The sequence below is a fragment of the Streptomyces sp. NPDC086787 genome, from assembly GCF_044745865.1.
GTDB lineage: Bacteria > Actinomycetota > Actinomycetes > Streptomycetales > Streptomycetaceae > Streptomyces.
Window position 1 is genome coordinate 178833 of sequence record NZ_JBIVBC010000006.1, and the last position, 23475, is coordinate 202307.

Genomic DNA, 23475 nt, shown 5'->3' on the forward strand with positions numbered 1-23475 from the left:
TCGCCGCGTCGGTCCGGCACACTCGGCGGCATGGACTTCGCGATCAGGCGGGCGGCACCGGACGAGTACGGCACCCTGGGCGAGATCACCGCACAGGCCTATCTCCAGGACGGCCTCCTCGACTTCGGGGAGAGCGACGGGTATCTCCGGGTGCTGCGGGACGTGAGCGGACGCGCCGCCGTCGCGGAGGTACTGGTCGCCGTGGCGCAGGGCGAGGTCCTGGGCGGTGTCACCTTCGTGCCGGACGGCGGCGCCATGGCCGACATCGCCGGGCCCGGGGAGGCCGAGATCCGGATGCTCGCGGTCTCCCACACCGCCCGCGGCCGCGGGGTCGGGGAAGCCCTCGTCCGCGCCTGTGTCGACCGCGCACGGGCCACCCGGGGCCGCGCACGGATCGTCCTGTCCACCCAGCGGTCCATGCACACCGCCCACCGCATCTACGAACGCCTGGGTTTCACCCGCAGCCCGGGGCGCGACTGGAACCCCCGCCCCGACCTCGACGACATCACTCTTCTCACCTACGAGTTGACGCTCTGACACCGCCACGACACAACATCTGGGGGTGACACGCCAGCCCGGCACTAGATGTATGCTCATGCTCGCTGTCGCCGCAGGGGAATCCGGTGCGAATCCGGAACTGTCCCGCAACGGTGTACTTGCGCGTTTCCGCCCCTGAAGTGGTGCGCGCTCGCGTCAGTCCGAGGACCTGTCGACAGCGTGCCCGGCCGCCCGGTCCGGGTGCTTTGACGTCCGGGCCTCGTGGAGTGGGCCGGTGGACGCGACGTTGCGTGCGCTCGCGAGCTGCCCCCTGCCCTCCGCCAGGCCCCCTGCCGAGCGAGGGAGAGCCCCACGTGACCATCGCGCCAGCCGAACCGGCTTCAGCGACCGGCCTGGAGACCGACGGTCCCGGAGCCGCGCTGCTGCGGAACCTGACCGAGCTGACCGCCGACCTCCCCGACGCCGACCCCGGCCGGGTCGCCGCCGCCGCGCTGCGCGGCCGGTCCGCCCGTGCCGACGAGGCGGAGTTGCGTGAGCTGGCCACGGAGGCGGCCGCGGGCCTCATCTCCGAGGACCCCGCCTACTCGAAGCTGGCTGCCCGGCTGCTGGCGATCAGCATCCGTGCCGAGGCCGCCTCTCAGGGCGTCGTCACCTTCACCGAGTCCGTCGTCGTGGGGCACCGCGAGGGACTGATCGCCGACCGCACGGCCGAGTTCGTCCGGCTGCACGGCGCACGGCTCGACGCGCTGATCGACCCGGCGGGCGACGACCGGTTCGGCTACTTCGGCCTGCGCACGCTGTACAGCCGCTACCTGCTGCGTCACCCGATCACCCGCAAGGTGGTCGAGACGCCCCAGCACTTCATGCTGCGCGTCGCCGCCGGCCTCGCCGAGGACGACACCAGCCGGTCGGTGGACGAGGTCTCGGCGCTCTACGGGCTCATGAGCCGCCTCGACTACCTGCCCTCCTCCCCCACGCTGTTCAACTCCGGCACCCGGCACCCCCAGATGTCGTCCTGCTACCTGCTGGACTCCCCGCTGGACGAGCTGGACTCCATCTACGACCGCTACCACCAGGTGGCCCGGCTCTCCAAGCACGCCGGTGGCATCGGGCTGTCGTACTCCCGCATCCGCAGCCGCGGTTCCCTGATCCGCGGCACCAACGGGCACTCCAACGGCATCGTCCCGTTCCTGAAGACCCTGGACGCCTCCGTCGCCGCCGTGAACCAGGGCGGCCGGCGCAAGGGCGCGGCCGCGGTCTACCTGGAGACCTGGCACTCCGACATCGAGGAGTTCCTGGAGCTGCGCGACAACACCGGTGAGGACGCGCGCCGTACGCACAACCTCAACCTCGCGCACTGGATCCCGGACGAGTTCATGCGCCGGGTCAACGCCGACGGCCAGTGGTCGCTGTTCTCCCCGGCGGACGTGCCGGAGCTGGTCGACCTGTGGGGTGAGGAGTTCGACGCCGCGTACCGCAAGGCGGAGGCGGCCGGCCTGGCGAAGAAGACCATCCCGGCCCGCGACCTGTACGGCCGCATGATGCGCACGCTCGCGCAGACCGGCAACGGCTGGATGACCTTCAAGGACGCCGCCAACCGCACCGCCAACCAGACGGCGGAGCCCGGCCATGTCGTGCACTCCTCCAACCTCTGCACGGAGATCCTGGAGGTCACGGACGACGGTGAGACGGCCGTCTGCAACCTGGGCTCGGTCAACCTCGGCGCGTTCGTCACGGACGGCGACCTCGACTGGGAGCGCCTCGACGAGACGGTCCGCACCGCGGTGGCCTTCCTGGACCGTGTCGTGGACATCAACTTCTACCCGACCGAGCAGGCGGGCCGGTCCAACGCGCGCTGGCGTCCCGTCGGCCTCGGCGCGATGGGCCTCCAGGACGTCTTCTTCAAGCTGCGGCTGCCGTTCGACTCGCCCGAGGCGCGCGCCCTGTCCACCCGGATCGCCGAGCGCATCATGCTCGCCGCGTACGAGGCCTCCGCCGACCTCGCCGAGCGCAACGGCCCGCTTCCCGCCTGGGAGAAGACCCGTACCGCTCGCGGTGTCCTGCACCCGGACCACTACGACGTCGAGCTCAACTGGCCTGAGCGCTGGGCGGCGCTGCGCGAGCGGATCGCCACCGTCGGCATGCGCAACTCGCTGCTGCTGGCGATCGCGCCGACCGCCACCATCGCCTCGATCGCGGGCGTGTACGAGTGCATCGAGCCGCAGGTCTCCAACCTGTTCAAGCGCGAGACGCTGTCCGGCGAGTTCCTCCAGGTCAACTCGTACCTGGTGAACGAACTCAAGGAGCTCGGCGTCTGGGACGCCCGCACCCGGGAGGCGCTGCGCGAGGCGAGCGGTTCGGTGCAGGACTTCGCGTGGATCCCGGCCGAGGTGCGGGCGCTGTACCGCACGGCGTGGGAGATCCCGCAGCGCGGACTGATCGACATGGCCGCGGACCGGACGCCGTTCCTGGACCAGTCGCAGTCGCTGAACCTGTTCCTGGAGACGCCGACCATCGGCAAGCTCTCCTCGATGTACTCCTATGCCTGGAAGCAGGGTCTGAAGACGACGTACTACCTGCGTTCGCGCCCGGCGACCCGGATCGCCCGCGCGGCCCAGGCCCAAGCCACCATTCCCGTGCAGCAGGCCGCCGACCCCGACGCGGTCGCCTGCTCCCTTGAGAACCCCGAGTCCTGCGAGGCCTGCCAGTAATGTCCAGCACCACCCGAAACACCAACCTCCTCGACCCGGGTTTCGAACTGACCCTGCGCCCGATGCGCTACCCGGACTTCTACGAGCGGTACCGGGACGCCATCAAGAACACCTGGACCGTGGAGGAGGTCGACCTCCACTCGGACGTCGCCGACCTCGCCAAGCTGAGCCCGGCCGAGCAGCACCTGATCGGCCGTCTGGTGGCCTTCTTCGCGACGGGCGACTCGATCGTCGCGAACAACCTCGTGCTGACGCTGTACAAGCACATCAACTCCCCGGAGGCGCGCCTGTACCTGTCGCGCCAGCTGTTCGAGGAGGCCGTGCACGTCCAGTTCTATCTGACCCTCCTGGACACGTACCTCCCCGACCCGGAGGACCGCACCGCGGCCTTCGCGGCCGTGGAGAACATCCCCTCCATCCGCGAGAAGGCAGAGTTCTGCTTCAAGTGGATGGACTCGGTGGAGAAGCTGGACCGGCTGGAGTCCAGGGCGGACCGGCGCCGGTTCCTGCTGAACCTGATCTGCTTCGCCGCGTGCATCGAGGGCCTGTTCTTCTACGGCGCCTTCGCGTACGTGTACTGGCTGCGCAGCCGGGGTCTGCTGCACGGCCTGGCCACCGGCACCAACTGGGTGTTCCGCGACGAGACGATGCACATGTCCTTCGCGTTCGAGGTCGTGGACACCGTACGCAAGGAGGAGCCGGACCTCTTCGACGACGAGCTCGAGCAGCAGGTCACCGACATGCTGCGGGAGGCCGTCGCGGCCGAGCTGCAGTTCGCGCGCGACCTGTGCGGCGACGGTCTGCCGGGTATGAACACCGAGTCGATGCGGGAGTACCTGGAGTGCGTCGCCGACCAGCGCCTCACGCGCCTCGGTTTCGCCCCGGTGTACGGCTCGGAGAACCCCTTCTCCTTCATGGAGCTCCAGGGCGTCCAGGAGCTGACCAACTTCTTCGAACGGCGCCCGTCGGCGTACCAGGTGGCGGTGGAGGGCACGGTCGATCTGGACGAGGACTTCTAGGAAGTCCGGCAGGACTTCCAGGACTTCGGGGAAGTCCACCAGCACCGACCGCCGGCCGGCGTGCGTTCCGGAGCCCAGCAGGGTGTCCGGGCGCACGCCGGCCGGTGGGGTCTCACCACGGCATCGGCCGCACCAGCAGTCGGTGCGGACGCAGCGTGATGCCCACGCGGGGTGTGTCGTTCGAGCCGCTGACCTGTTCGAAGCGGTATTTCGCCGTCAGCGCCGCCGTGACCAGGGTCAGTTGGGCCATGGAGAAGTGGTCGCTCGGGCACTTGCGATTGCCGACGCCGAACGGGCTCATCGCGTATTTCGGCACGTCCTTGGCGCGTTCCGGCAGCCAGCGGTCGGGGTCGAACTCGAGGTTGCGGTCGTACGACCGAACGTCGCGCTGGATGGCGTACGGGCTGTAGACGATGTCCGCCCCGGCCGGAATGTGATGGCCGCCGAGCGTGGTGGCGGTCACCGCACGCCGCGTCAATATCCAGACCGCGGGATGCAAACGCATCGACTCGACGACGACATTGTTGGTGTGGCCGAGCCGTCGGACGTCATCGAATCCGACGGGCCGTCCGCCGGTCAGGGATTCGACCTCGTCGCGCACCTTCTCGGCGTGTTCCGGTTGTTCCGCGAGTGCCTGGAGCAGCCACATGACCGCGGAGGCAACCGTTTCACTTCCCGGCGTGAGTATGGCGATCACCTGGTCATGGATCTCCTGTTCCCCGATGGGATCGCCATTCCCGTCCTCCGCCTCCAGCAATGCCGTCAGCAAATCGTCCGGCTTTCGACCAGAGGCCCGGCGCTCGGCGATGATCTCGTCGACGAGGAGATGCAAATCGGCCAGCGCGCGGTTGAATTTCAGGTTGGCCGGCAGTGGCAGCCGGTAGAGCGGTCCCAGCGGGAGGACCATCCGGCGGTACATGCCGAGGAAGACGGTCGTGAGCGCGGTGCACAGCCGCTCGGCCCGCTCGTCCATGTAGTCGCCGCGCAGCAGGCAGCGGGCCGCGACGCGCACGGCGAACCGGAAGGACTCGAAGGTGCAGTCGACGGTCTCGCCGGGCCGCCAGCGCTCGGTCAGCGCGTGTGCCTCCTCCTCCATGACCGGCCCGTAGCCGGGGATGGCGTCGAGCCTGAAGGCGGGCTGGATGGTGCGGCGCTGGCGCCGGTGGCGTGGGCCGTTGGCGGTGGCCACGCCCTCCTTGCCGAGCAGGCCCTCCAGGGATTCCCAGAGCGGCCCCGCGATCTCGAAGGCGGGGTCCAGCGCCAGCGCGCCGGTGAGCGCGGGGGAGGTGACGGCGTACACCGTCTTCGGTCCCAGGCGCAGTCGTACGACGTCGCCGTGGTCGCGCAGCCGGGACATGAAGGCCAGTGGGTCACGGACGAGTCGCCAGCCGTGGCCGAGGCCGGGGACACGGCCGCCGGCGAGGGGCGGCTCGCTCGGCGCGGGCGCCTCGGGCGCCGCGGGCTTCACGGACTCGATGGTCATTTCTCACCTGCCGCTTCGTTGTTGACGTACGGGGGCGTGGACCGGTCGTCCCAGCTGTCGACCATGTAACGGCCGGACTCGTGGTGGAACCAGTAGACGGAACCGAACCAGTTCCGCATATTGCCGAGGCAGGCTCGTACGGCGGCCGCGAGTTCCTTTCCGCGTACCGTGCCGTCGTCGAGCCGGACCGCGAGCCGCAGGGCGTCCCGTTCGGCATCCAGGAATTCTGCGATGCATTTCTCGACACGCCGCCGCACTTCCGCGACCGCGTCTTCAAGGGTGAGTCCCTCATGAGTGATGAGACTGATTCCGAGGTTGTGAACCTCGTCGCCCGCTATTTCCTTCGGCAGGGAACAGAGGTCGTTGTACCAAGCGGCGAACTCCTGACTCAGGAGCGCCGGTCGACGGTATGCCGGATCTTTCCGGACGGCGTCCGGGAGTTCCATTCCGGCGCTCGGTTCCAGGAGATCCGTCCATATCCAGTGGGCGAAGGTCAGGCGCCGCAGGGCGAGGTATTCCTCGACCTCGGGCACATGTCCGCGCACCCGGTTGTGGAACTCCCGGTCGTACGCCTCGATCACCTCGTGGAAGTGCCGGGCGAAGCGGGCGTTCCAGGTCCGGGGCAGGAACGAGTACAGCCGCAACACGCTGTCCGCGAAGCCCGCGACCACCGGATCCGGATGGGTCAGGTGGTGCCGGGGCGCGTCGAGCGCCGTGTGCAGCCGGAGCCTGAGCCGGCGCCAGCCCGCCGCGCGGCCGTGGACGATGTCACGGTCGTGCCGGTCGTCCCAGACGAAGAACCACGCGCTGTAGTCGGCTATGGCCTGGAGGACGTCCTCCGGGGCGCCGATGTAGTAGCCCGCCATGAGGTCGGTGTAGCAAAGGCCGTCGGCATATTCGGTCACCTTGTCCGCCGGCATGAGCCGCTTTTCCCGCAGCCAGGCACGGGTGTTCTCCTGGAGCCGCGGCCAATACGGATGCACATGCCGGGGAAACTCGGCCTCGATCACCGGCAGGGCCAGGGATGGCGGGACCGGAACCGCCGTCGGCGTGGATGTGGTGCTGTGTGGGAAAGCATGCACGAACAAACCCCTCTCAGCCGCCAGGAGCACACACCCCTCCTGTTGTGCCGGGCGTGCGCCGTTGCGTATCCCCGCCTTCCCATTCAGCCCTACAAACGACCGTTCTGGGAACGGATTTGCTCCACTCACTACCCCTCAGTGCCGACTTTCCCCCCTTGCGTGACTGATCAGGGATCGCTACCGGCCCATATGAGATTGAATGTGCTACGCACTGGTGAGCGAATACGACCGGAATCGCATCCGGAACGCCGTGACGCCCGGTCGGGGGCAGGCCCTGACCAGGCGTCACAGGAGGAGTCGGGTGTCTCAGTCGTTCGCGACCACGGGGTAGCGCGGCTCGTTCTCGGCCATCTGCCGCAGGGCGTCCTTGCGGTCCCGCTTGGAGAGCCTGTCGATGTAGAGGTAGCCGTACAGGTGGTCGGTCTCGTGCTGCAAACACCGGGCGAAGTAGCCGGTGCCCCGCACCTTGATCGGGTTGCCCTTCTCGTCCTGCCCGGTCACCTCGGCGTAGTCGGGGCGGGCGAGCTCCGCGTAGGCGGTCGGCACGGACAGGCAGCCCTCGCTGCTGTCGTCCAGACGGCGCAGGTCCGCGGGCAGGTCGACCAGCTTCGGGTTGCACACCACGCCGACGTGCCGCACGCCCTCGTCGTCCATGCAGTCGTACACGAAGACCTTGAGGTCCACACCGATCTGGTTGGCGGCCAGGCCCACGCCCTCCGCGGTGCGCTGGCTGGCGAACATGTCCGCCACGAGCCGGTCGAGCTCCTCGCCGAACTCGGTGACGTCCGCGCACTCCTTGTGCAGCACCGGGTTGCCGACCACCGTGATCGGCCGCGAGGTGCCACGCTCACGCCAGGCGTTCTCGCGCTCCTCGGACTCCTCCGTGTCGATGACGAAGCCCTCGTCGTCCACGGGGAGCACGCCCCCGTGCTGCTGATCGGTGTCCTGCTGCGCCATGACCGACGTACGCCTTCCTGAAAGCCTGCGAAAAATCTGCGAGTACAGCCTAAGGGGGTTGCCCGGGGGACATGGCTCAGCAGACTTCTTCGAGGTCCCGCCAGTCCCTGGAGTCCGGGCTGTCCGCGACCCACCCGTCGAGCAGCCCCCGTACCAGCGCGGCCGGCGCGGCCACCCCGCACTCGCGCTCCGGCACCCACAGCTGCCCGTCCGTGCGATGGCCGAGCGGGCCCGGATGCCCCGGTTCGCTGTGGTCGTGCGGGTCGAGGTGCACACCGTCGCCCTCGTCGGACGGCATGCGCGACTCCGAGCACATCCGGCACAGCAGCCGCACGGACGACGACCAGTCCTCGGCGGCGAAGCCCGCGTCGGCGGCCAGCTGCTCCAGCGCGTCCCGGTCCGACTCGCTCGCGGCCTCCAGCAGCACCACCCAGGTGGGCACCGGCGACGGCGCCCACAGCTCGATCTCGTCGAAGACCGGGTACGCGTGCCCGGCGGCCGTGGTCCGCTCCCCGTGGGGCACTCCGTCGTGCAGCACGACCTCGCCCCAGCGCCGTCCGGACGAGGGAAGCGGGATCGACAGCACCTCGATCCGCGCCGGATCGAGCCTGCGCCCCCACACGACCTCGGCCTCGCCCTCGGGCGACAGCCGTACGGCCGCGCTGCCCAGCTCCATGCCGAGCGGCTCGCCGGTGGTGGTGGCACCGCCCGGCACCCGCAGCCCGTAGGCCTGCCAGGCCCGCCGGGCCAGCGGCCAGTCCTGGAGGGCGGTGGCGGCGATGCCGACGTTCCACCAGTCCGGCGCCCCGGTCTCCCGGTCGAGGAGCGCGACGGCCCTGAGGCCGGCGGCCCGCGCCTGCTCCCAGTCGTGGCGGAACTTGTGCAGCAGCGCGAGGTTGAACCAGGACTCGGACAGCCAGGGCTCCAGGTCGGCGGCGCGTGTCAGCAGCTCGCCCGCGTCCTCGTACCGGCCGTCGCCGATCAGCGTGAACGCCCGGTCGGTGGCCTGCCGCCAGGAGGCGGAGGGCCGGTGCCGTCCCTTGCCGAAGATCCTCACGATTCCCGCCTGCCAGTTCCAGTTCCCACAGTGGGCTGGCTTGTGCCCCCGGACACCCTCTCCCTCGCATCCAACCACGTACGGCGGGAAGGGCGCTCATTACCCATGGGTTACCCAGCCGACGGCAAGGTAAGACAGTCCCGGCACAGCACGCGGGCGAGCGACTCCACCACCTCGGGCGCGTAGTCCCCGGCCGTCGCGAGGCGCAGTTCCTCCAGTGCCTTCAGCGGCGCGCCGGGCCCCGCGTCCCGGGACTTCTCCTCGTAGGCGTTCACCGCGCGCACGATCCGCGCGGCCACCGGCTGCTCCCGGTAGGGGTCCGCCTGCCGTTCCACGACCACGGCGACCACCGCGTCCACCCCGGTCTGACGTACGACGGCCCCGCCGAGCAGCGCTATGCGCCGCTGCTCCTCCGCCGGCAGTCCGGCGGTGGCCCCGGCCGGCACCGGGTCGACCAGGCTGAGCTGTCCGATGTCATGCATCAGGGCGGCGTACTCCAGCACGGTCAGCTCGGTCCGGGACAGCCCCAGGTCCCGTCCGACGGCCCGGCTGAGCGCGGCGACCCGGCGGGCGTGCCCGGCGGGGGTGTATCCGGCGACCTCGGTGGCCCGCGCGAGGGAGGCGATGGTCTGCCGGTAGGTGGCGCGCACGGCGGCATAGCGGCGCAACGACAGCTGGGTGAGCAGCAGCGGCAGGCAGAACACGGGCAGCGCCCACAGTCCGGCGACCGCCACCGCCAGCGCCATCACCGCGCCCGTCGCGCAGACCGCCGACCCGATGCCGAGCAGCCCGCGCAACTCGTCCCGCAGCAGCGGACCGAAGGGCCAGCGGGTGCGGGAATGAGCGAGCGTGGCCGCGAGGACGGCGTCGCACAGCTTGGTGAGCACGAGCAGGCCGAGCACCAGCAGGGCGTGCGCGGGGCCGTCCCACGCCCCGAACAGGCCCCGGTCGCAGAGTGGTTGGAAACAGACCGCGGCGAAGGCGACCGTCAGGACGCGGCGTGTGAGGTGGTCGGAGGCGGCGCCCCGGCCGTGCCAGATGTGCGGGACACCGCCGAGCAGGGTGGCGGCCAGGACGACGCTGACGGCCTGGGCCGCGCCGTGCTGGGCGGAGCGCCCGGCGACCTCGCCGAGCAGGGCGTACGACAGCGCGCCGGCGGCACCGACGGGCGCGGCCTCCCGCGCGCGGGCGCCGGGCGCGGCGGTTTCCCCCGCGGCTCCCGGGTCCCTCGTCCCGTCCGTCTGGCTGACGCCCGCGGGGCCGGGCGGCTGGGGGCGGATGAGTTCGCCGACGGCTATGAGGACGCCGAAGGCGAGCGCGACCGACTGCCGGCCGACGCCGGTCCACAGGGTGACGGCCAGGCAGCCGAGCGCGAGCGCGGCGGCGAGGCCGCCGAACACGCGCGGTGCCGTCATCGTCGTGCTCCGGACGGGCTGGGCTCGGGTGGCCGGGCGCTGTCCGGCGGCTCGTCGGCGGTGACGGCGGGATGCCAGCCGTGCCGGGCCAGTGCCCGGCCGAGGGCGCCGACCATCGCGGGGTCGAACTGGGCCCCGGCGCACCGCTCCAGCTCCGCGAGGGCCGTCGGGACGGGCCGGGCCCTGCGGTAGGAGCGGGTGGACGTCATCGCGTCGAAGGCGTCGGCGACGGCGACCACGCGTGCGCACTCGGGGATCTGGTCACCGACCAGGCCGTAGGGGTAGCCGCTGCCGTCCAGTCGCTCGTGGTGGTGCAGGATCGCGGCGCGGGCCTCGCCGAGGAAGGAGATGCCCCGCACCATCTCGTGCCCGTACTCGGGGTGCAGTTCGATGATCCGCCGTTCCTCGGGGGTGAGCGGTCCGTCCTTGCGCAGCAGCCGGGTCGGTACGCCCAGTTTGCCCACGTCGTGCAGGATCCCGGCGAAGCGGAGCACCTCGACGCGCTCGTCGTCCATGCCCAGTTCGCGGGCGATCAGTACGGAGGCCTGGCCGACCCGTTCGCTGTGTCCGCGGGTGTATCCGTCCTTGATGTCGACGGCCTGCACCAGGGCGCGGATGGTGGCCTGGTGGGCGGCCCGCTCCCGGTGGTACTGGGCGGAGGCCCACCAGGACACGCACATCGGCAGCAGTACGAGCAGCGCGGCGGCGGGGCCGTAGGGGCTGCGCCAGAGGACGGCCATCATCAGCCCGGCCAGTCCGTGGGCCGCGATCGGCGCGAGCGAGCGCGACAGCAGTCCGCGCCAGGCCCGCCGGGGCGGCACCCGCTCGGCGAGGGTGAGGATCCCGCCGTCCAGCGCGGCGAGGATCAGGCAGAAGGCCAGTACGGCGGCCCCGGCGGGCAGGAGGGCGTACGGGAAGTCGGCGGCGGCGACCGCTTCCCGGCCGCCCAGCGCCCAGTGCACCCGGGACGCGCCCCACACGGCGAGGGCCGGCCGGACGGCCCGCCAGACGCGCCGCAGCGGTGTGGGCGGCCGTCCGTCGTGGCCGAGCAGGGCGCCGGGCAGCGCCACGAGCAGGGCGGCGGGTGGCGGCAGCAGAAAGGCCCCGGCCAGCAGGACGGGATGGAAGGTTCCTCCGAACCGGCGCCGGAGCAGGTGTTCGCAGCCCGCGTAGACCACGGCGAGCAGGACGACGGGCCACCAGGGCGACCGGTTGTGGTGCAGTTGCAGCAGACAGAGCAGGGTGAGTACGGCGGCACAGGCCACGTACACGCGCGCCCGTGCCGGAACAGCCTCCATGTACGCCCCTCCCCCGACCATGCCTGTCCAGGCTCCGGAGCCTAGGGCGGTGGTCGGGGGGTTCGTGCGGGTATGCCCTCCGGATTAGCACGTTCGGGTGATGAATCCGGGGTCAGTGAAGCTGGTCAGGGAAGGGGGTGGTCCGCAGCGACGGTCAGGACTCCTGCGAGGTGACCGGCGCCGCCGCCGTCACGTCGTGCTCGGGCACCGCCTGTCCGGAGCGGATCAGGTCGAGCCGACCCATGACCTTGGCGCGCAGGTCGGAGGGCACGTCGTCATGGCCGCAGCACCGCTTGACCAGCTTCTTGACCGCCTGCTCCAGGCCGTACTTCTCCAGGCACGGCGAGCACTCGTCGAAGTGCTGCCGGAACTTCTCACGGTCGAGGTCCGGCATCTCGCTGTCGAGGAACTCGTAGAGATGGTCCAGGACCTCACTGCAGTCCGTCTCGTGCGGCTCTCCGCAGCTCATGAGCCCGAGCCTTTCGCTTCGTCCGAGTCTCCGGCACCGGCCGGAACCAGTCCGCGCTCGCGGGCGTAGTCCTCGAGCATGCCGCGCAGCTGGCGGCGGCCCCGGTGCAGCCGGGACATCACCGTGCCGATGGGAGTCCCCATGATGTCCGCGATCTCCTTGTACGCAAAGCCCTCTACGTCCGCGAGGTAGACGGCGATGCGGAACTCCTCGGGGATCGCCTGCAGCGCTGCCTTGACGTCCGAGTCGGGCAGGTGGTCGAGCGCCTGCGACTCGGCGGAGCGCAGACCGGTCGACATGTGCGACTCGGCGCGCGCGAGCTGCCAGTCCTCGATCTCCTCGGCCGCGCTGCGCTGGGGCTCGCGCTGCTTCTTGCGGTACGAGTTGATGAACGTGTTGGTGAGGATCCGGTACAGCCACGCCTTGAGGTTGGTGCCCTCGCGGAACTGATGGAACGACGCGTACGCCTTGGCGTAGGTCTCCTGCACCAGGTCCTCGGCGTCGGCCGGGTTGCGCGTCATGCGCAGCGCGGCCGAATACATCTGGTCGAGGTATTCGAGCGCGTCCCGCTCGAAGCGCGCGCTGCGCTCCGCGCTCGACTCCGCGCTCACGCCCCGGCCCTCGGGCTGCTCCGCCTGGCCGTTGTCGGTCCCTGCGTCGGTCCCAGTGACCGGACCCACCTCCTCAAGATCCCGGGCGGGACCGAAACCGGCCCCACTCGTTTCGGAGGATAGAACACGACCCGTGCCTGCCGCCGCTCGAATAGGAGCGGTCTTGGCCGCGTGCAGCACCGTCCAGTCCAGGTCAGAGCTGCTGCTACGGCTCGGGCAGATGGTCGAACCCATGCGGCGGACTTCCTCTCCTACGACTTCCGTGCTGCCGTCGAGCACTTCTGTGCGTGACAACAGTGGTCAGTCGCGCAACATTCCCGAGCCTCAGCGCAGTGACGCGGTCCACCGGGCGACGCCGTCCGTGATGATCTCCAGGGCTCGCTCCTGGGTGGTCTCCGCGCGCTTGGGCACCGCGAAGCCGTGATCGCCGTACGCCACCTCGACCAGGTCGTACGCCCCCTCGGGGAACTCGTCCGGCCGTCCGAAGGGGTCGTTGCCGCCCTGCACGACGAGCGTGGGGACTCCGGCGGCGAGCAGTTCGTCGGCGCGGGACTTCTCCGGCCTGCCGGGCGGGTGCAGCGGGAAGCTGAGCGCGAGGACCGCGTGTGCGCCCAGTTCGGCCGCCGTACGGCAGGCGACGCGGGCTCCGGCGCTCCGCCCGCCCGAGATCACCGGCAGGCCGGGCTTCGTGAGCGCCGGCCACACGCCCCGCCAGCCGGTGTCCAGGGTCTTCGGCGCGGGCGCGACCTTCTTCCCGGCGACCCGCCAGGGCTGCTCCACGAGGGCGACCGTCACACCGTGCGCGGGGAGGGTGTGCGCGAGCGCCTGGAGGTCGCGGACCTCGACGCCGCCGCCCGCGCCGTGGCTCACGGCCAGGACGAGGCGGGGCCGCTTCGCCCGGTGCCAGGTGACGCGGGCGTCTCCCGCGTCGGTGCCGATGATCTCGGTCGTCACGTCTGACTGGGTCGTCGCGTTCGGCTGGGTCGTCACGTCAGAAGAGTGTGCCTTCTTCCGGCCCGTCGAGCTCCTTCAGCAGCTCCGGGCCGTTGTTGCGGACGTTGCTGACGGCCGTGGAGACCGGGTAGGCGCGCATCAGGCCGGCCGGGGGCGGCACCAGCAGCGAACGCAGGTCCTCGGGGTCCGTGCGGGAGGGGTCCAGCCAGGCGTCCCAGCGGTCGGGCGTGAGCATCAGCGGCATCCGGGGGTGGATCTCGGCAAGCGAGTACGGCCCGTCGGCAGGGGCGACTGCCAGCGGGGTCGTCTCCGCCTCCGTGGTGATCACGGAGCAGGTCACCCACCAGGCCTGCGGATGGTCGTCGGGCAGGGTGCGGTCGCGCCAGAACTCGTACAGCCCCGCCATGGCGAACACGGACCCGTCGGCGGGCAGCACGAAGTACGGCTGCTTGCGCGGGCGCTTCTTCTTCCCCTCGACCTCCAGCTCCCGCTCCTGCGTGCCGGTGACCCACTCGTAGTAGCCGTCGGCGGGGATGACACAGCGCCGGGCGGCGAAGGCGCGGCGGTACGCCGGCTTCTCGTGCACGGTCTCGGCGCGCGCGTTGATCATCCGGGCGCCGCTCTCGGGGGTCTTGGCCCAGGACGGGACGAGCCCCCACCGGAGCTTGCGCAGCTGCCGAACCGGGCGCGGGTCGGCGGCGTCTTTCACCGGACGGTCGAGGACGGCGTGGACCTCCTTGGTGGGAGCCACGTTGTAGTCGGGCTCCAAGGTCTCTTCGGGCTGCCACTTCTCGATCTCAAAGACTCCGGCGAGATCCTCGGGCCTACGACTCGATGCATACCGTCCGCACATACGTGCCACACTGCCAGACTCCGCACCGCGCAGAGGGAGCGATCAGCACACATGGACAGCAGCACCGCCGCCACCGCGCTGCCCGACCTCTGGGACCGGCTCCTCGGCACCCAGCCCGATCCCGATCTGTGGGTGGTCCTCGCCACGCTCGGCGCCGCCCTCGCCGTGGTGGTCCCGCCCGGCCTGTGGCGGGTCTCGCGCAACGCCATCACCATCGCCCACGAGGGCGGCCACGGGCTGGTCGCGCTGCTCACCGGACGGCAGCTCACGGGCATACGCCTGCACTCGGACACCAGCGGGCTCACCGTCAGCCGGGGCAAGCCGCACGGCATCGGCATGATCCTGACCGCGGCCGCCGGCTACACCGCCCCCCCTCTCCTGGGGCTCGGCGGAGCCGCACTGCTGGCCGCCGGGCACATCACCCTGCTGCTGTGGCTGGCGACGGCACTGCTCGTGGCCATGCTGGTGATGATCCGCAACGCGTACGGAGTGCTGACCGTGGTGCTCACGGGCGGCGCCTTCCTGCTGGTGTCCTGGCTGGCCGGGCCGCAGGTGCAGGCGGCGTTCGCGTACGCGGTGGTGTGGTTCCTGCTGCTCGGCGGGGTGCGCCCGGCCTTCGAACTCCAGGTCAAGCGGGTGCGTGGCGGCGCCGGTGACTCGGACGCGGACCAGCTGGCCCGGCTCACCAACGTGCCGGCCGGGCTGTGGCTGTTCCTGTTCCACGTGGTGTCGCTCAGCTCGCTGATCGGCGGCGGCCGCTGGCTCCTGGAGGTGTGACGGCGGGCGAGGCCGACGGTTCACGCGGCGGGGCGCGACCAGCGACAACAGCGACGCACCCGAACGTCGGCCGACCATTAAAGTGGGTCCATGGCCCCGAACCCCGCACACACCGCCCTCTGGCCCGCCCCGCACGCGAGCGGAGCCGTCGACGCGACGGTCCACGTGCCGGGGTCCAAGTCGGTCACCAACCGAGCGCTGGTGCTCGCCGCCCTCGCCTCCGAGCCCGGCTGGCTGCGCCGCCCGCTGCGCTCCCGGGACACCCTGCTGATGGCGGGCGCCCTGCGCGCCATGGGCGTCGGCATCGAGGAGACGGTGTCCTCCAGTTCCTCGGGTCCGGCCGGCTCCGGCGAGGCGTGGCGGGTACTCCCCAACGGCCTGCACGGCCCGGCCACGGTCGACGTCGGCAACGCGGGCACGGTCATGCGTTTCCTGCCGCCGGTCGCCGCGCTGGCCGACGGCCCCGTCCGCTTCGACGGCGACCCGCGGTCGTACGAGCGTCCCCTGAACGGTGTGATCGACGCGCTGCGCGTACTCGGCGCGCGGATCGACGACGACAGCCGGGGCGCGCTGCCGCTGACCGTGCACGGTGGCGGCGCCCTGGAGGGCGGCCCGGTGTCGATCGACGCCTCCTCGTCCTCCCAGTTCGTGTCTGCGCTGCTGCTTTCCGGCCCGCGCTTCAACCAGGGCGTGGAGGTCCGTCACGTCGGCGCCTCGCTGCCGTCCCTGCCGCACATCCGGATGACCGTCGACATGCTCCGCGCGGTCGGCGCCCAGGTCGACACCCCGGAGTCGGGCGGCGAGCCGAACGTCTGGCGGGTCACCCCGGGCGCGCTGCTCGGCCGCGACCTGACCATCGAGCCGGACCTGTCGAACGCCCAGCCGTTCCTGGCGGCGGCCCTGGTGACGGGCGGCAAGGTGCTGATCCCGGACTGGCCGTCCCGGACCACCCAGCCGGGTGACCGGCTGCGCGAGATCTTCACCGAGATGGGCGGCTCCTGCGAGCTGACCGAGTACGGCCTGGAGTTCACCGGATCCGGCCGGATCCACGGCATCGACGTGGACCTCGGCGATGTCGGCGAGCTGACCCCGGGCATCGCGGCGGTCGCCGCTCTCGCGGACTCCCCCTCCACTCTGCGGGGCGTGGCGCATCTGCGGCTGCACGAGACGGACCGGCTGGCCGCGCTCACCAAGGAGATCAACGAGCTCGGCGGCGATGTCACCGAGACCGCCGACGGCCTGCACATCCGCCCCCGGCGTCTGCACGGCGGTGTCTTCCACACCTACGAGGACCACCGCATGGCGACGGCCGGTGCGATCATCGGCCTGGCGGTCGAGGGTGTGCAGATCGAGAACGTGGCGACCACGGCGAAGACCCTCCCCGACTTCCCGGAGATGTGGGCCGCCATGCTCGGAACCGTCGGGCGCGGCGGGAGCGACAGGGCGTAGGGGACACACCGCCATGCGCCGCTACGGCAAGCACACCGACGAGGACGACATCCGCCAGCGCCCGAACCGCAAGGGCAACCGGCCGCGTTCGAACATCCGACCGAAACACGAGGACGCGGCCTCGGGTCTGGTCCTCACGGTGGACCGCGGCCGGCTGACCTGTCTGGTCGACGACCGCCCGATCATGGCGATGAAGGCCCGCGAGCTCGGCCGCAAGGCGGCGGTCGTGGGCGACCGGGTGGCCCTCGTCGGTGATCTGTCCGGCAAGAAGGACACACTCGCCCGGATCGTCCGGATCGAGGAACGGACCTCGGTCCTGCGCCGGACGGCGGACGACGACGACCCCTTCGAGCGCGTGGTCGTCGCCAACGCCGACCAGTTGGCCATCGTCACGGCCCTGGCCGACCCGGAGCCCCGGCCCCGTCTGATCGACCGCTGTCTGGTCGCGGCGTACGACGGCGGCCTCACACCGCTCCTGATCATGACCAAGTCGGATCTGGCGCCGTCGGACAAGCTGCTGGAGCTCTACGGCGACCTGGACATCCCCTATGTCGTGACCAGCCGCGAGGAGCTGGAGAGCGGCGGTGCGGCCGACCGGGTCCGCGCACATCTCAAGGGCAAGGTGACGGCCTTCGTGGGCCACTCGGGCGTCGGCAAGACGACCCTGGTCAACGCGCTGGTCCCGGAGGAGCGACGCCGTATCACCGGGCATGTGAACGCGGTGACCGGCCGCGGCCGGCACACCACGACCTCGGCGCTCGCCCTGCCGCTCAGCGCGGCGGACGGCTGGGTCGTCGACACACCCGGAGTTCGGTCCTTCGGCCTGGCGCACATCGACCCGTCCCGTGTCATCCACGCCTTTCCCGACCTGGCGCCGGGCACCGAGGGCTGCCCGCGCGCGTGCAGCCACGACGAGCAGGACTGCGGGCTGGACGGCTGGGTGGCCGAGGGCCACGCGGACCCCGCCCGGCTGTACTCGCTGCGCCGGCTGCTCGCGACGCGGGAGCGCACGGAAGGCGACTGAGCGGGCGTGACCACCGCGTTGTTTGGCTGGACACGAGTCCGGCATGTGCATAATCGCACCGGCCGGACATTTGCCGAGCCGGACTTTCAGGAGGAGACCACATGGCGTGGCTGCTGGTCATCGTGGCCGGAGTTCTGGAGACCGGCTTCGCCGTGTGCCTCAAGCTCTCCCATGGTTTCACCCGGCTGTGGCCGACCATCGCGTTCGCCGCGTTCGCCCTCGGCAGCTTCGGACTGCTCACCATCTCCCTGAGGAAACTCGACGTCGGCCCGGCCTACGCGGTGTGGACCGGAATCGGCGCGGCGGGCACGGCCATCTACGGCATGATCTTCCTCGGCGACCTGGTCTCGACGCTCAAGATCGTGTCGATCAGCCTGGTCATCCTCGGGGTGATCGGACTCCAGCTGTCGGGCTCGTCGCACTGACAACCCGGCCGGACGTCGCTCAGCCGGGCCCGTCAGGCGCACTCGCTTCAGCCGGGTCCGACGGGCTGAGCGTGGAGCACGCCGCGCACCAGTTCGGCGACCCCGCCCTCGCCCGGCGGGGCGGCGACGCAGGACAGGGCGAGGCGTACGGCGAGTTCGCAGGACCTGGCCAGCTCGCCGCCGTCCGCGCGGGCAGCGCCGTCGCCGACGAGCACGGCCACCGCCCGGTCCCGAACGATCTGCACGAGTTCGCCCGGCGACGGCAGCGGGCCGTCGGCCCGGCGCTGGGCCGGTACGGCCGAGGAGGAAGGCACGGCGGAGAGCGTCGGCGAGGGCAGACGCTCGCTCCAGCATCCGGTGAGCACGGCGCGCACCAGGGCGTTGTCCCGGGCGGCCACGGTGGTCCACTCGGCGGCGGCGGTGAGCCGGTCGCGTGCCTCGGCGCCGTGGGTGAGGGCGTGGTCCACCCCGGCGAGATATCCGTCGGCCGCTCTGCGCACCAGCGCCCGGGCCAGCCCTTCCTTGCTCCCGAACTCGTTGTACAGGGTCTGCCGGGACACCCCGGCCGCCGCGGCCACGTCCACCATCCGCACGGTGGACCACGGCCGGTGCGCGAGCGCCGTATGGGCGGCGTCCAGTAGGGATTCCCGCGCTGCAGGCATATCGCCTCCCTGGGGCGAGCGGCTCTGCGCCCAGATTTGACGCGCGCGAATGCACTGTCAAGGGTTCGCGAGGGCATCGGGGGGCGCCCCTCGGCCGCCGCGCGCGGGCCGTCGGTCTCCCGCCGGACGCGGACGGGTCCCCCGGTAGCCGCACGGCAACCGCGCCGGATACCGTTCGGGGCATGCCGGAGTACCTTGATGACCTGCGTCTCGCCCATGTCCTCGCGGACGCGGCCGACGCCGCGACGACCGCCCGTTTCAAGGCACTCGATCTGAAGGTCGAGACCAAACCGGACATGACGCCGGTGAGCGAGGCGGACAAGGCAGCCGAGGAACTCGTCCGCGGACAGCTCCAGCGCGCCCGCCCCAGGGACGCGGTGCTGGGCGAGGAGTACGGCATCGAGGGCACCGGCCCGCGACGCTGGGTGATCGACCCGATCGACGGCACCAAGAACTACGTGCGCGGGGTCCCCGTCTGGGCCACCCTGATCTCCCTGATGGAGGCCGGTGAGGGCGGCTTCCAGCCTGTCGTCGGCGTCGTCTCCGCGCCGGCGCTCGGCCGCCGCTGGTGGGCGGCGAAGGGGCACGGCGCCTTCACCGGACGCAGCCTGTCCGCCGCGTCCAGGATCCATGTCTCGGGCGTGAACAGGCTGGCGGACGCCTCGTTCGCGTACTCGTCGCTCTCCGGCTGGGAGGAGCAGGGCCGACTGAACGGCTTCCTGGACCTTACCCGCGAGGTCTGGCGCACGCGCGCATACGGCGACTTCTGGCCCTACATGATGGTCGCCGAGGGTTCGGTGGACATCTGCGCCGAGCCCGAACTGTCACTCTGGGACATGGCCGCGAACGCGATCATCGTCACCGAGGCCGGCGGCACCTTCACCGGCCTCGACGGCCGCCCCGGCCCGCACGGCGGCAACGCGGCCGCGTCGAACGGAGCGCTGCACGACGAGTTGCTGGGGTATCTCAACCAGCGCTACTGAGCGCCCTCAGGGGTCTGAAGGCTCTGAGGGAGGCTCTGAGGGCTCTGACCTGCGCGACCCCACGCCAATGGCCTCTCAGCCCTTGAAGGAGCTCTTGGCCCGCTCCTTCGCGCCCCGCATCATGCCCCTTGCCTCCAGCGCCGCGCCTTTCGCCTCCAGGGTCTGTTTGTGCACCGCGTGGGCCGCCTTCCGCACGGTCCTTCCGACGACCTGTTCGGCCTTTGCCTTGGCTCTTTCTCCAGCACTCATTTCGGTACCTCCACGGAAACTCACCGACCGTGTCCCCTGGAGGCGGGGGGCAAAACTGGTGCGCCGGTTCAATACCGGCGCCAGTGAGCCGGACGGGACGCACGCGCACGCCCTCGTTGGGCCGCGCGCGCCCTCTTGTTGACCCCCGCTTTACCTGCCACTCTGAAGGGACCCCCACTTGTGAACTTGTGAATCGCTGAACTAGCGCAGCGGTTCCCTAGGAGGTGGCTCCAGACCATGCTCGTCCGCGACGCCATGAGCCCGATGGTCCTCACCATCGGCCCAGCACACACCCTCCGCCAAGCCGCAGCCCTGATGTCCGCCCGCCGCGTGGGCGCCGCCATAGTCCACGACCCCGACGCCGGTGGCATCGGGATCCTCACCGAGCGGGACATTCTCAACGCCGTGGGGCTCGGCCAGAACCCGGACGCGGAGCGCACCGACGCCCACACCACCAACAACGTCGTGTTCGCCGCACCGACGTGGACACTGGAGGAGGCGGCCCGCGCCATGGCGCACGGCGGCTTCCGCCACCTCATCGTCCTCGACCGCGGCGAGCCCGCCGGGATCGTCTCGGTACGCGACATCATCCGCTGCTGGGCACCGGCTCCACAGCCAGTGGAATCAGTCTAAAATCAGAGGAAGTCTAAACTCACACCCATTCGGGACTTGGCCTGCTCTGCTGTTAGGCTGGTTTCCATGAGTGACCTTCTGGAACGGCTGCGCGGACGCGGATGGCGGATGACCGCGCAGCGGCGTGTCGTGGCCGAGGTTCTCGACGGCGAGCATGTCCACCTGACGGCCGACGAGGTCCACTCACGCGCCGTGGCCAAGCTGCCCGAGATCTCCAGGGCGACCGTCTACAACACACTGGGTGAGCTGGTCTCCCTGGGCGAGGTCCTCGAGGTCAGCACGGACAGACGGGCCAAGCGGTACGACCCGAACGCGCACCAGCCGCACCACCACCTGGTGTGCTCCCAGTGCGGCGCGATCCGCGACGTCCACCCGTCCGGCAACCCCCTCGCCGACCTCCCGGACACGGAACGCTTCGGCTTCACGGTCTCGGACGTCGAGGTGACGTACCGCGGCACCTGCCCGAACTGCGCCTCCGCCTGACCGAACAAGGCACGAACCACGAACCACAAGGCACGAACCACGAAGGGCCCGGATCCTGTGAGGATCCGGGCCCTTCGTCTTCAGTAGCGGGGACAGGATTTGAACCTGCGACCTCTGGGTTATGAGCCCAGCGAGCTACCGAGCTGCTCCACCCCGCGTCGATGAATGCAACATTACGTCAAGGATGCGGGCAGAGGCAAATCACTTGTCTGGAGCAGCCTCGGGTCACGCGGTGAGCTCGGAACGCAGGGCCTCTCCCAGCCTGGCGGCCCGTTCCCCGACCTCCGCCGGGCCGAGAGCCGCCGCTCGCTCCGCCCACCGCTGGCCTTCCGCCAGCTCACCGCGACGCGCGTAGACCAGGGCCAGCCGCAACGCCGCCCGCCCATGACCGGCGTCGGCGGCGCGGGTCCACCACACCGCGGCCTCCGGCTCGCTGCCCTCACGGGCCAGCAGGAGTCCGAGGTTGAACGCCCCGTTGCGGGAGCCGGCCTCCGCGGCCTCCCGGTACCACCGCGCCGCCTCCACGACGTCACCGCGCGCGGCGGCCATCATCCCCACCCGCACCTGGGCGCGCCGGTGCCCCTGGGAAGCCGCGCGCTCGTACCACTCCTCGCACTCGGTCTTCTCGTGCACCGACTCGCCGAGTTCATGGGCGGGCGCGGGCGGCCGTCGCGCATCCAGCAAGGCGGCCAGCCGGTAGGCGGCCTCGGCGCTTCCGCCGCCCGCCGCGCACCGCAGATGCCGCTCGGCCTCCTGCTCGTCACCCTCCCCCAGCCGCGCCATGCCGACCTGGAGCGCGGCCTCCGTGTGACCGGCGGCAGCGGCCCGCTCGTACCAGCGCAGCGCGGCCTCGGCGTCCTCCCGGGTGTCACGTCCGGCGTGCAGGATGCCGAGGTTGAACGCGGCGTCCACGCTCCCGGCCTCCGCCGCCTTGGAGAACCACGGCTCCGCCCCGGCCGTGTCCCCACCCTGGAGCAGCAGGATCGCCAGCGCGTTCGCCGCCTCCCGGTGTCCGGCGTAGGCGGCCCGCCGGTACCACTGCTCGGCCTGACCGGTGCGTCCCTGCTCGGCGCAGAGCAGCCCCAGGTTGTACGCCCCGTTGTCGTCCCCGGCCTCCATGGCCTCCCGGTACCAGCGCTCGGCGGTCTGAGTCTCACCCCGTTCGGCGTGCAGCGCGCCCAGCGCGTTGGCCGCGTTGCCGTCGCCGTCCTGCGCGGCGCGCAGCCACCACACGGCCGCGCTCTCGGTGTCCCCCGCGTCGCGCAACAGGAAGCCGAGCGCGCACGCGGCACGCGCCTCGCCGTCCTTGGCGGAGGTCAGATACCAGCGTCCGGCCTCCTTGAGCTCGCCCCGCCGCTCCAGGATCGCCCCGAGGTGCAGCGCGGCCCGCCGGTGCCCGCGCGCGGCGGCCTGCCGGTACCACTGCTCGGCCTCCGCCGACGGGCCGGACGCGACACCGTTGTCAGCGTCGCCGTCCCCTTCGGTCCCGGCCTTGCGGTCGAACGCACGCGCCAGTCGGTACGCCGCCTCGCGGTGCCCCCGCTCCGCGGCGGCCCGCATCCACTGCTCGGCCCCGGCGGCTCCGCGGTGCTCCAGCAGGTCGGCGAGCGCGTACGCGCCCAGCGCGTGACCCTGTTCGGCGGACTGGCGCAGCCAGTACTCGGCAGCGGGCTCGTCCCCGCGCTCCCGGTGGTGCCGTCCCAGTGCGTGCGCGGCGGCCGCGGAGCCGGCCACGGCGGCGATCCGCCACCATCCGGCGGCCTCCTCGGGGTAGCCGCGCTGGTGCAGCAGGACGCCGAGGTTGTTGGCGGCGGCCCGGTCACCGGCCGCGGTGGCCGCACGCAGATGAGGCTCGGCTCCGTCGAGGTCGCCGCGGCGCAGCAGCATGGCGCCGAGGACACTCATCGCCTCGACGTCGCCGGCCTCCACGGCGAGCAGCTGACGCGCCTCCTCCGCGGCCTCGCCTGCCCCGTCCCGCTCGGAGGGCTGCACGAGGCCGGAAGGCAGCACACGGTCGGAAGTCCGCACAAAACGCCCTGTCTCCAACAGAGTTGCCTTGTCCCCCATAACGTCCATCGTCGCACCACCTGCAACCTCGGTACACCCGGTATACCGCAGCCCGGGAGGTCACTTCAGCGTTTTGTCGACATGCCCACAGAGAGACAAGTCAAACACAGCTGCGCCAACTCCCCACGGCGGCGCGCTGTACAAGTGACCGCAATATGCGTTCCCACACCACGAAGGCCCGGATCCTCTGAGGATCCGGGCCTTCGATCGCAGTAGCGGGGACAGGATTTGAACCTGCGACCTCTGGGTTATGAGCCCAGCGAGCTACCGAGCTGCTCCACCCCGCGCCGTTGTGTGCCAACCGTATCACGGCGCG

General features: G+C 71.1%; 23 protein-coding genes, 2 tRNA genes and 1 riboswitch. Of the genes, 10 read left to right on the top strand and 15 right to left on the bottom strand.

Annotation, left to right across the window (positions count from 1 at the left end; genetic code table 11):
* Positions 1 to 30: 30 nt before the first annotated feature.
* The 3 genes from ACIPK3_RS17285 to ACIPK3_RS17295 all read left to right on the top strand — a co-directional run bounded on the left by ACIPK3_RS17285 (position 31) and on the right by ACIPK3_RS17295 (position 4228).
* Positions 31 to 537 (top strand): GNAT family N-acetyltransferase, encoded by a 507-nt coding sequence (locus ACIPK3_RS17285; RefSeq protein WP_402570470.1) that lies wholly within the window; start codon positions 31 to 33, stop codon positions 535 to 537.
* A 77-nt stretch (positions 538 to 614) separates the two neighbouring features.
* Positions 615 to 707, top strand: a riboswitch (cobalamin riboswitch).
* A gap of 144 nt (positions 708 to 851) precedes the next feature.
* Positions 852 to 3209, top strand: coding sequence for a ribonucleoside-diphosphate reductase subunit alpha (locus ACIPK3_RS17290; protein ID WP_402570472.1), 2358 nt, complete (start codon positions 852 to 854; stop codon positions 3207 to 3209).
* A complete protein-coding gene (locus tag ACIPK3_RS17295; RefSeq protein WP_402570474.1) occupies positions 3209 to 4228 on the top strand; it encodes a ribonucleotide-diphosphate reductase subunit beta in 1020 nt (339 codons plus the stop codon). Before ACIPK3_RS17290 ends, ACIPK3_RS17295 begins: the two co-directional genes overlap by 1 nt.
* A 112-nt stretch (positions 4229 to 4340) precedes the next feature.
* Here ACIPK3_RS17295 and ACIPK3_RS17300 read toward each other — a convergent pair whose 3' ends face one another.
* The 10 genes from ACIPK3_RS17300 to ACIPK3_RS17345 all read right to left on the bottom strand — a co-directional run bounded on the left by ACIPK3_RS17300 (position 4341) and on the right by ACIPK3_RS17345 (position 14407).
* The gene (locus ACIPK3_RS17300; protein WP_402570476.1) at positions 4341 to 5711 is read right to left on the bottom strand and encodes a cytochrome P450; all 1371 of its coding nucleotides are present in this window, start codon (positions 5709 to 5711) and stop codon (positions 4341 to 4343) included.
* Positions 5708 to 6793, bottom strand: coding sequence for an epi-isozizaene synthase (gene cyc1, locus ACIPK3_RS17305; RefSeq protein WP_402570477.1), 1086 nt, complete (start codon positions 6791 to 6793; stop codon positions 5708 to 5710). The genes ACIPK3_RS17300 and cyc1 overlap by 4 nt, the downstream gene beginning before the upstream one ends.
* 306 nt (positions 6794 to 7099) lie before the next feature.
* The gene (gene def, locus ACIPK3_RS17310) at positions 7100 to 7750 is read right to left on the bottom strand and encodes a peptide deformylase (protein WP_402570479.1); all 651 of its coding nucleotides are present in this window, start codon (positions 7748 to 7750) and stop codon (positions 7100 to 7102) included.
* A 76-nt stretch (positions 7751 to 7826) separates the two neighbouring features.
* Positions 7827 to 8807 carry a tetratricopeptide repeat protein gene (locus ACIPK3_RS17315; RefSeq protein ID WP_402570481.1) on the bottom strand — a complete coding sequence of 327 codons (981 nt, stop codon included), beginning with the start codon at positions 8805 to 8807 and terminating at the stop codon, positions 7827 to 7829.
* Between the two features lie 110 nt (positions 8808 to 8917).
* Positions 8918 to 10222: an HD-GYP domain-containing protein gene (locus ACIPK3_RS17320; protein ID WP_402570482.1), complete on the bottom strand. Its 1305-nt coding sequence runs from the start codon at positions 10220 to 10222 to the stop codon at positions 8918 to 8920.
* Positions 10219 to 11520 carry an HD-GYP domain-containing protein gene (locus ACIPK3_RS17325; RefSeq protein WP_402570484.1) on the bottom strand — a complete coding sequence of 434 codons (1302 nt, stop codon included), beginning with the start codon at positions 11518 to 11520 and terminating at the stop codon, positions 10219 to 10221. Before ACIPK3_RS17325 ends, ACIPK3_RS17320 begins: the two co-directional genes overlap by 4 nt.
* A 154-nt stretch (positions 11521 to 11674) precedes the next feature.
* Positions 11675 to 11989: a mycothiol system anti-sigma-R factor gene (rsrA, locus tag ACIPK3_RS17330; RefSeq protein WP_402570486.1), complete on the bottom strand. Its 315-nt coding sequence runs from the start codon at positions 11987 to 11989 to the stop codon at positions 11675 to 11677.
* Positions 11986 to 12669 (bottom strand): RNA polymerase sigma factor SigR, encoded by a 684-nt coding sequence (gene sigR, locus ACIPK3_RS17335; protein ID WP_402570487.1) that lies wholly within the window; start codon positions 12667 to 12669, stop codon positions 11986 to 11988. The genes rsrA and sigR overlap by 4 nt, the downstream gene beginning before the upstream one ends.
* Before the next feature lie 255 nt (positions 12670 to 12924).
* Positions 12925 to 13590, bottom strand: a complete 666-nt coding sequence (locus ACIPK3_RS17340; RefSeq protein ID WP_402570489.1) for an alpha/beta family hydrolase — start codon at positions 13588 to 13590, stop codon at positions 12925 to 12927.
* Between the two features lies 1 nt (position 13591).
* Positions 13592 to 14407, bottom strand: coding sequence for an SOS response-associated peptidase (locus tag ACIPK3_RS17345; RefSeq protein ID WP_402570491.1), 816 nt, complete (start codon positions 14405 to 14407; stop codon positions 13592 to 13594).
* Between the two features lie 51 nt (positions 14408 to 14458).
* On the opposite strand from ACIPK3_RS17345, the gene ACIPK3_RS17350 reads away from it, so the two are divergent.
* The 4 genes from ACIPK3_RS17350 (at position 14459) to ACIPK3_RS17365 (ending at position 18082) form a co-directional block, all read left to right on the top strand.
* Complete coding sequence (locus ACIPK3_RS17350) at positions 14459 to 15184, top strand: M50 family metallopeptidase (protein WP_402570492.1); 726 nt, start codon at positions 14459 to 14461, stop codon at positions 15182 to 15184.
* Between the two features lie 90 nt (positions 15185 to 15274).
* Positions 15275 to 16633 (top strand): 3-phosphoshikimate 1-carboxyvinyltransferase, encoded by a 1359-nt coding sequence (aroA, locus tag ACIPK3_RS17355; RefSeq protein WP_402570494.1) that lies wholly within the window; start codon positions 15275 to 15277, stop codon positions 16631 to 16633.
* A gap of 13 nt (positions 16634 to 16646) precedes the next feature.
* Complete coding sequence (rsgA, locus tag ACIPK3_RS17360; RefSeq protein ID WP_402570496.1) at positions 16647 to 17657, top strand: ribosome small subunit-dependent GTPase A; 1011 nt, start codon at positions 16647 to 16649, stop codon at positions 17655 to 17657.
* Between the two features lie 101 nt (positions 17658 to 17758).
* Positions 17759 to 18082 (top strand): DMT family transporter, encoded by a 324-nt coding sequence (locus ACIPK3_RS17365; protein ID WP_402570498.1) that lies wholly within the window; start codon positions 17759 to 17761, stop codon positions 18080 to 18082.
* Between the two features lie 47 nt (positions 18083 to 18129).
* Here the strand turns inward: ACIPK3_RS17365 and ACIPK3_RS17370 are convergent, their stop codons facing one another.
* Entirely contained in the window at positions 18130 to 18744 is a 615-nt protein-coding gene (locus ACIPK3_RS17370) for a TetR/AcrR family transcriptional regulator (protein WP_402570500.1), read from the bottom strand.
* Between the two features lie 182 nt (positions 18745 to 18926).
* On the opposite strand from ACIPK3_RS17370, the gene hisN reads away from it, so the two are divergent.
* Positions 18927 to 19727: a histidinol-phosphatase gene (hisN, locus tag ACIPK3_RS17375; protein ID WP_402570501.1), complete on the top strand. Its 801-nt coding sequence runs from the start codon at positions 18927 to 18929 to the stop codon at positions 19725 to 19727.
* Between the two features lie 75 nt (positions 19728 to 19802).
* Here hisN and ACIPK3_RS17380 read toward each other — a convergent pair whose 3' ends face one another.
* Positions 19803 to 19976: a hypothetical protein gene (locus ACIPK3_RS17380; RefSeq protein WP_402570503.1), complete on the bottom strand. Its 174-nt coding sequence runs from the start codon at positions 19974 to 19976 to the stop codon at positions 19803 to 19805.
* 237 nt (positions 19977 to 20213) lie between these two features.
* Between ACIPK3_RS17380 and ACIPK3_RS17385 the strand changes: the two genes are divergently transcribed.
* Together ACIPK3_RS17385 and ACIPK3_RS17390 are read left to right on the top strand one after the other, a co-directional pair.
* The gene (locus ACIPK3_RS17385) at positions 20214 to 20609 is read left to right on the top strand and encodes a cyclic nucleotide-binding/CBS domain-containing protein (protein ID WP_402570505.1); all 396 of its coding nucleotides are present in this window, start codon (positions 20214 to 20216) and stop codon (positions 20607 to 20609) included.
* A 66-nt stretch (positions 20610 to 20675) separates the two neighbouring features.
* The gene (locus tag ACIPK3_RS17390) at positions 20676 to 21092 is read left to right on the top strand and encodes a Fur family transcriptional regulator (protein ID WP_402570506.1); all 417 of its coding nucleotides are present in this window, start codon (positions 20676 to 20678) and stop codon (positions 21090 to 21092) included.
* Positions 21093 to 21176: 84 nt separating this feature from the next.
* Here ACIPK3_RS17390 and ACIPK3_RS17395 read toward each other — a convergent pair.
* From ACIPK3_RS17395 to ACIPK3_RS17405, 3 genes are all read right to left on the bottom strand, one after another.
* Positions 21177 to 21250 (bottom strand) — tRNA-Met (locus ACIPK3_RS17395).
* A gap of 67 nt (positions 21251 to 21317) precedes the next feature.
* Entirely contained in the window at positions 21318 to 23168 is a 1851-nt protein-coding gene (locus ACIPK3_RS17400) for a tetratricopeptide repeat protein (protein WP_402570508.1), read from the bottom strand.
* Between the two features lie 204 nt (positions 23169 to 23372).
* Positions 23373 to 23446, bottom strand: a tRNA-Met gene (locus ACIPK3_RS17405).
* Positions 23447 to 23475 lie beyond the last annotated feature (29 nt).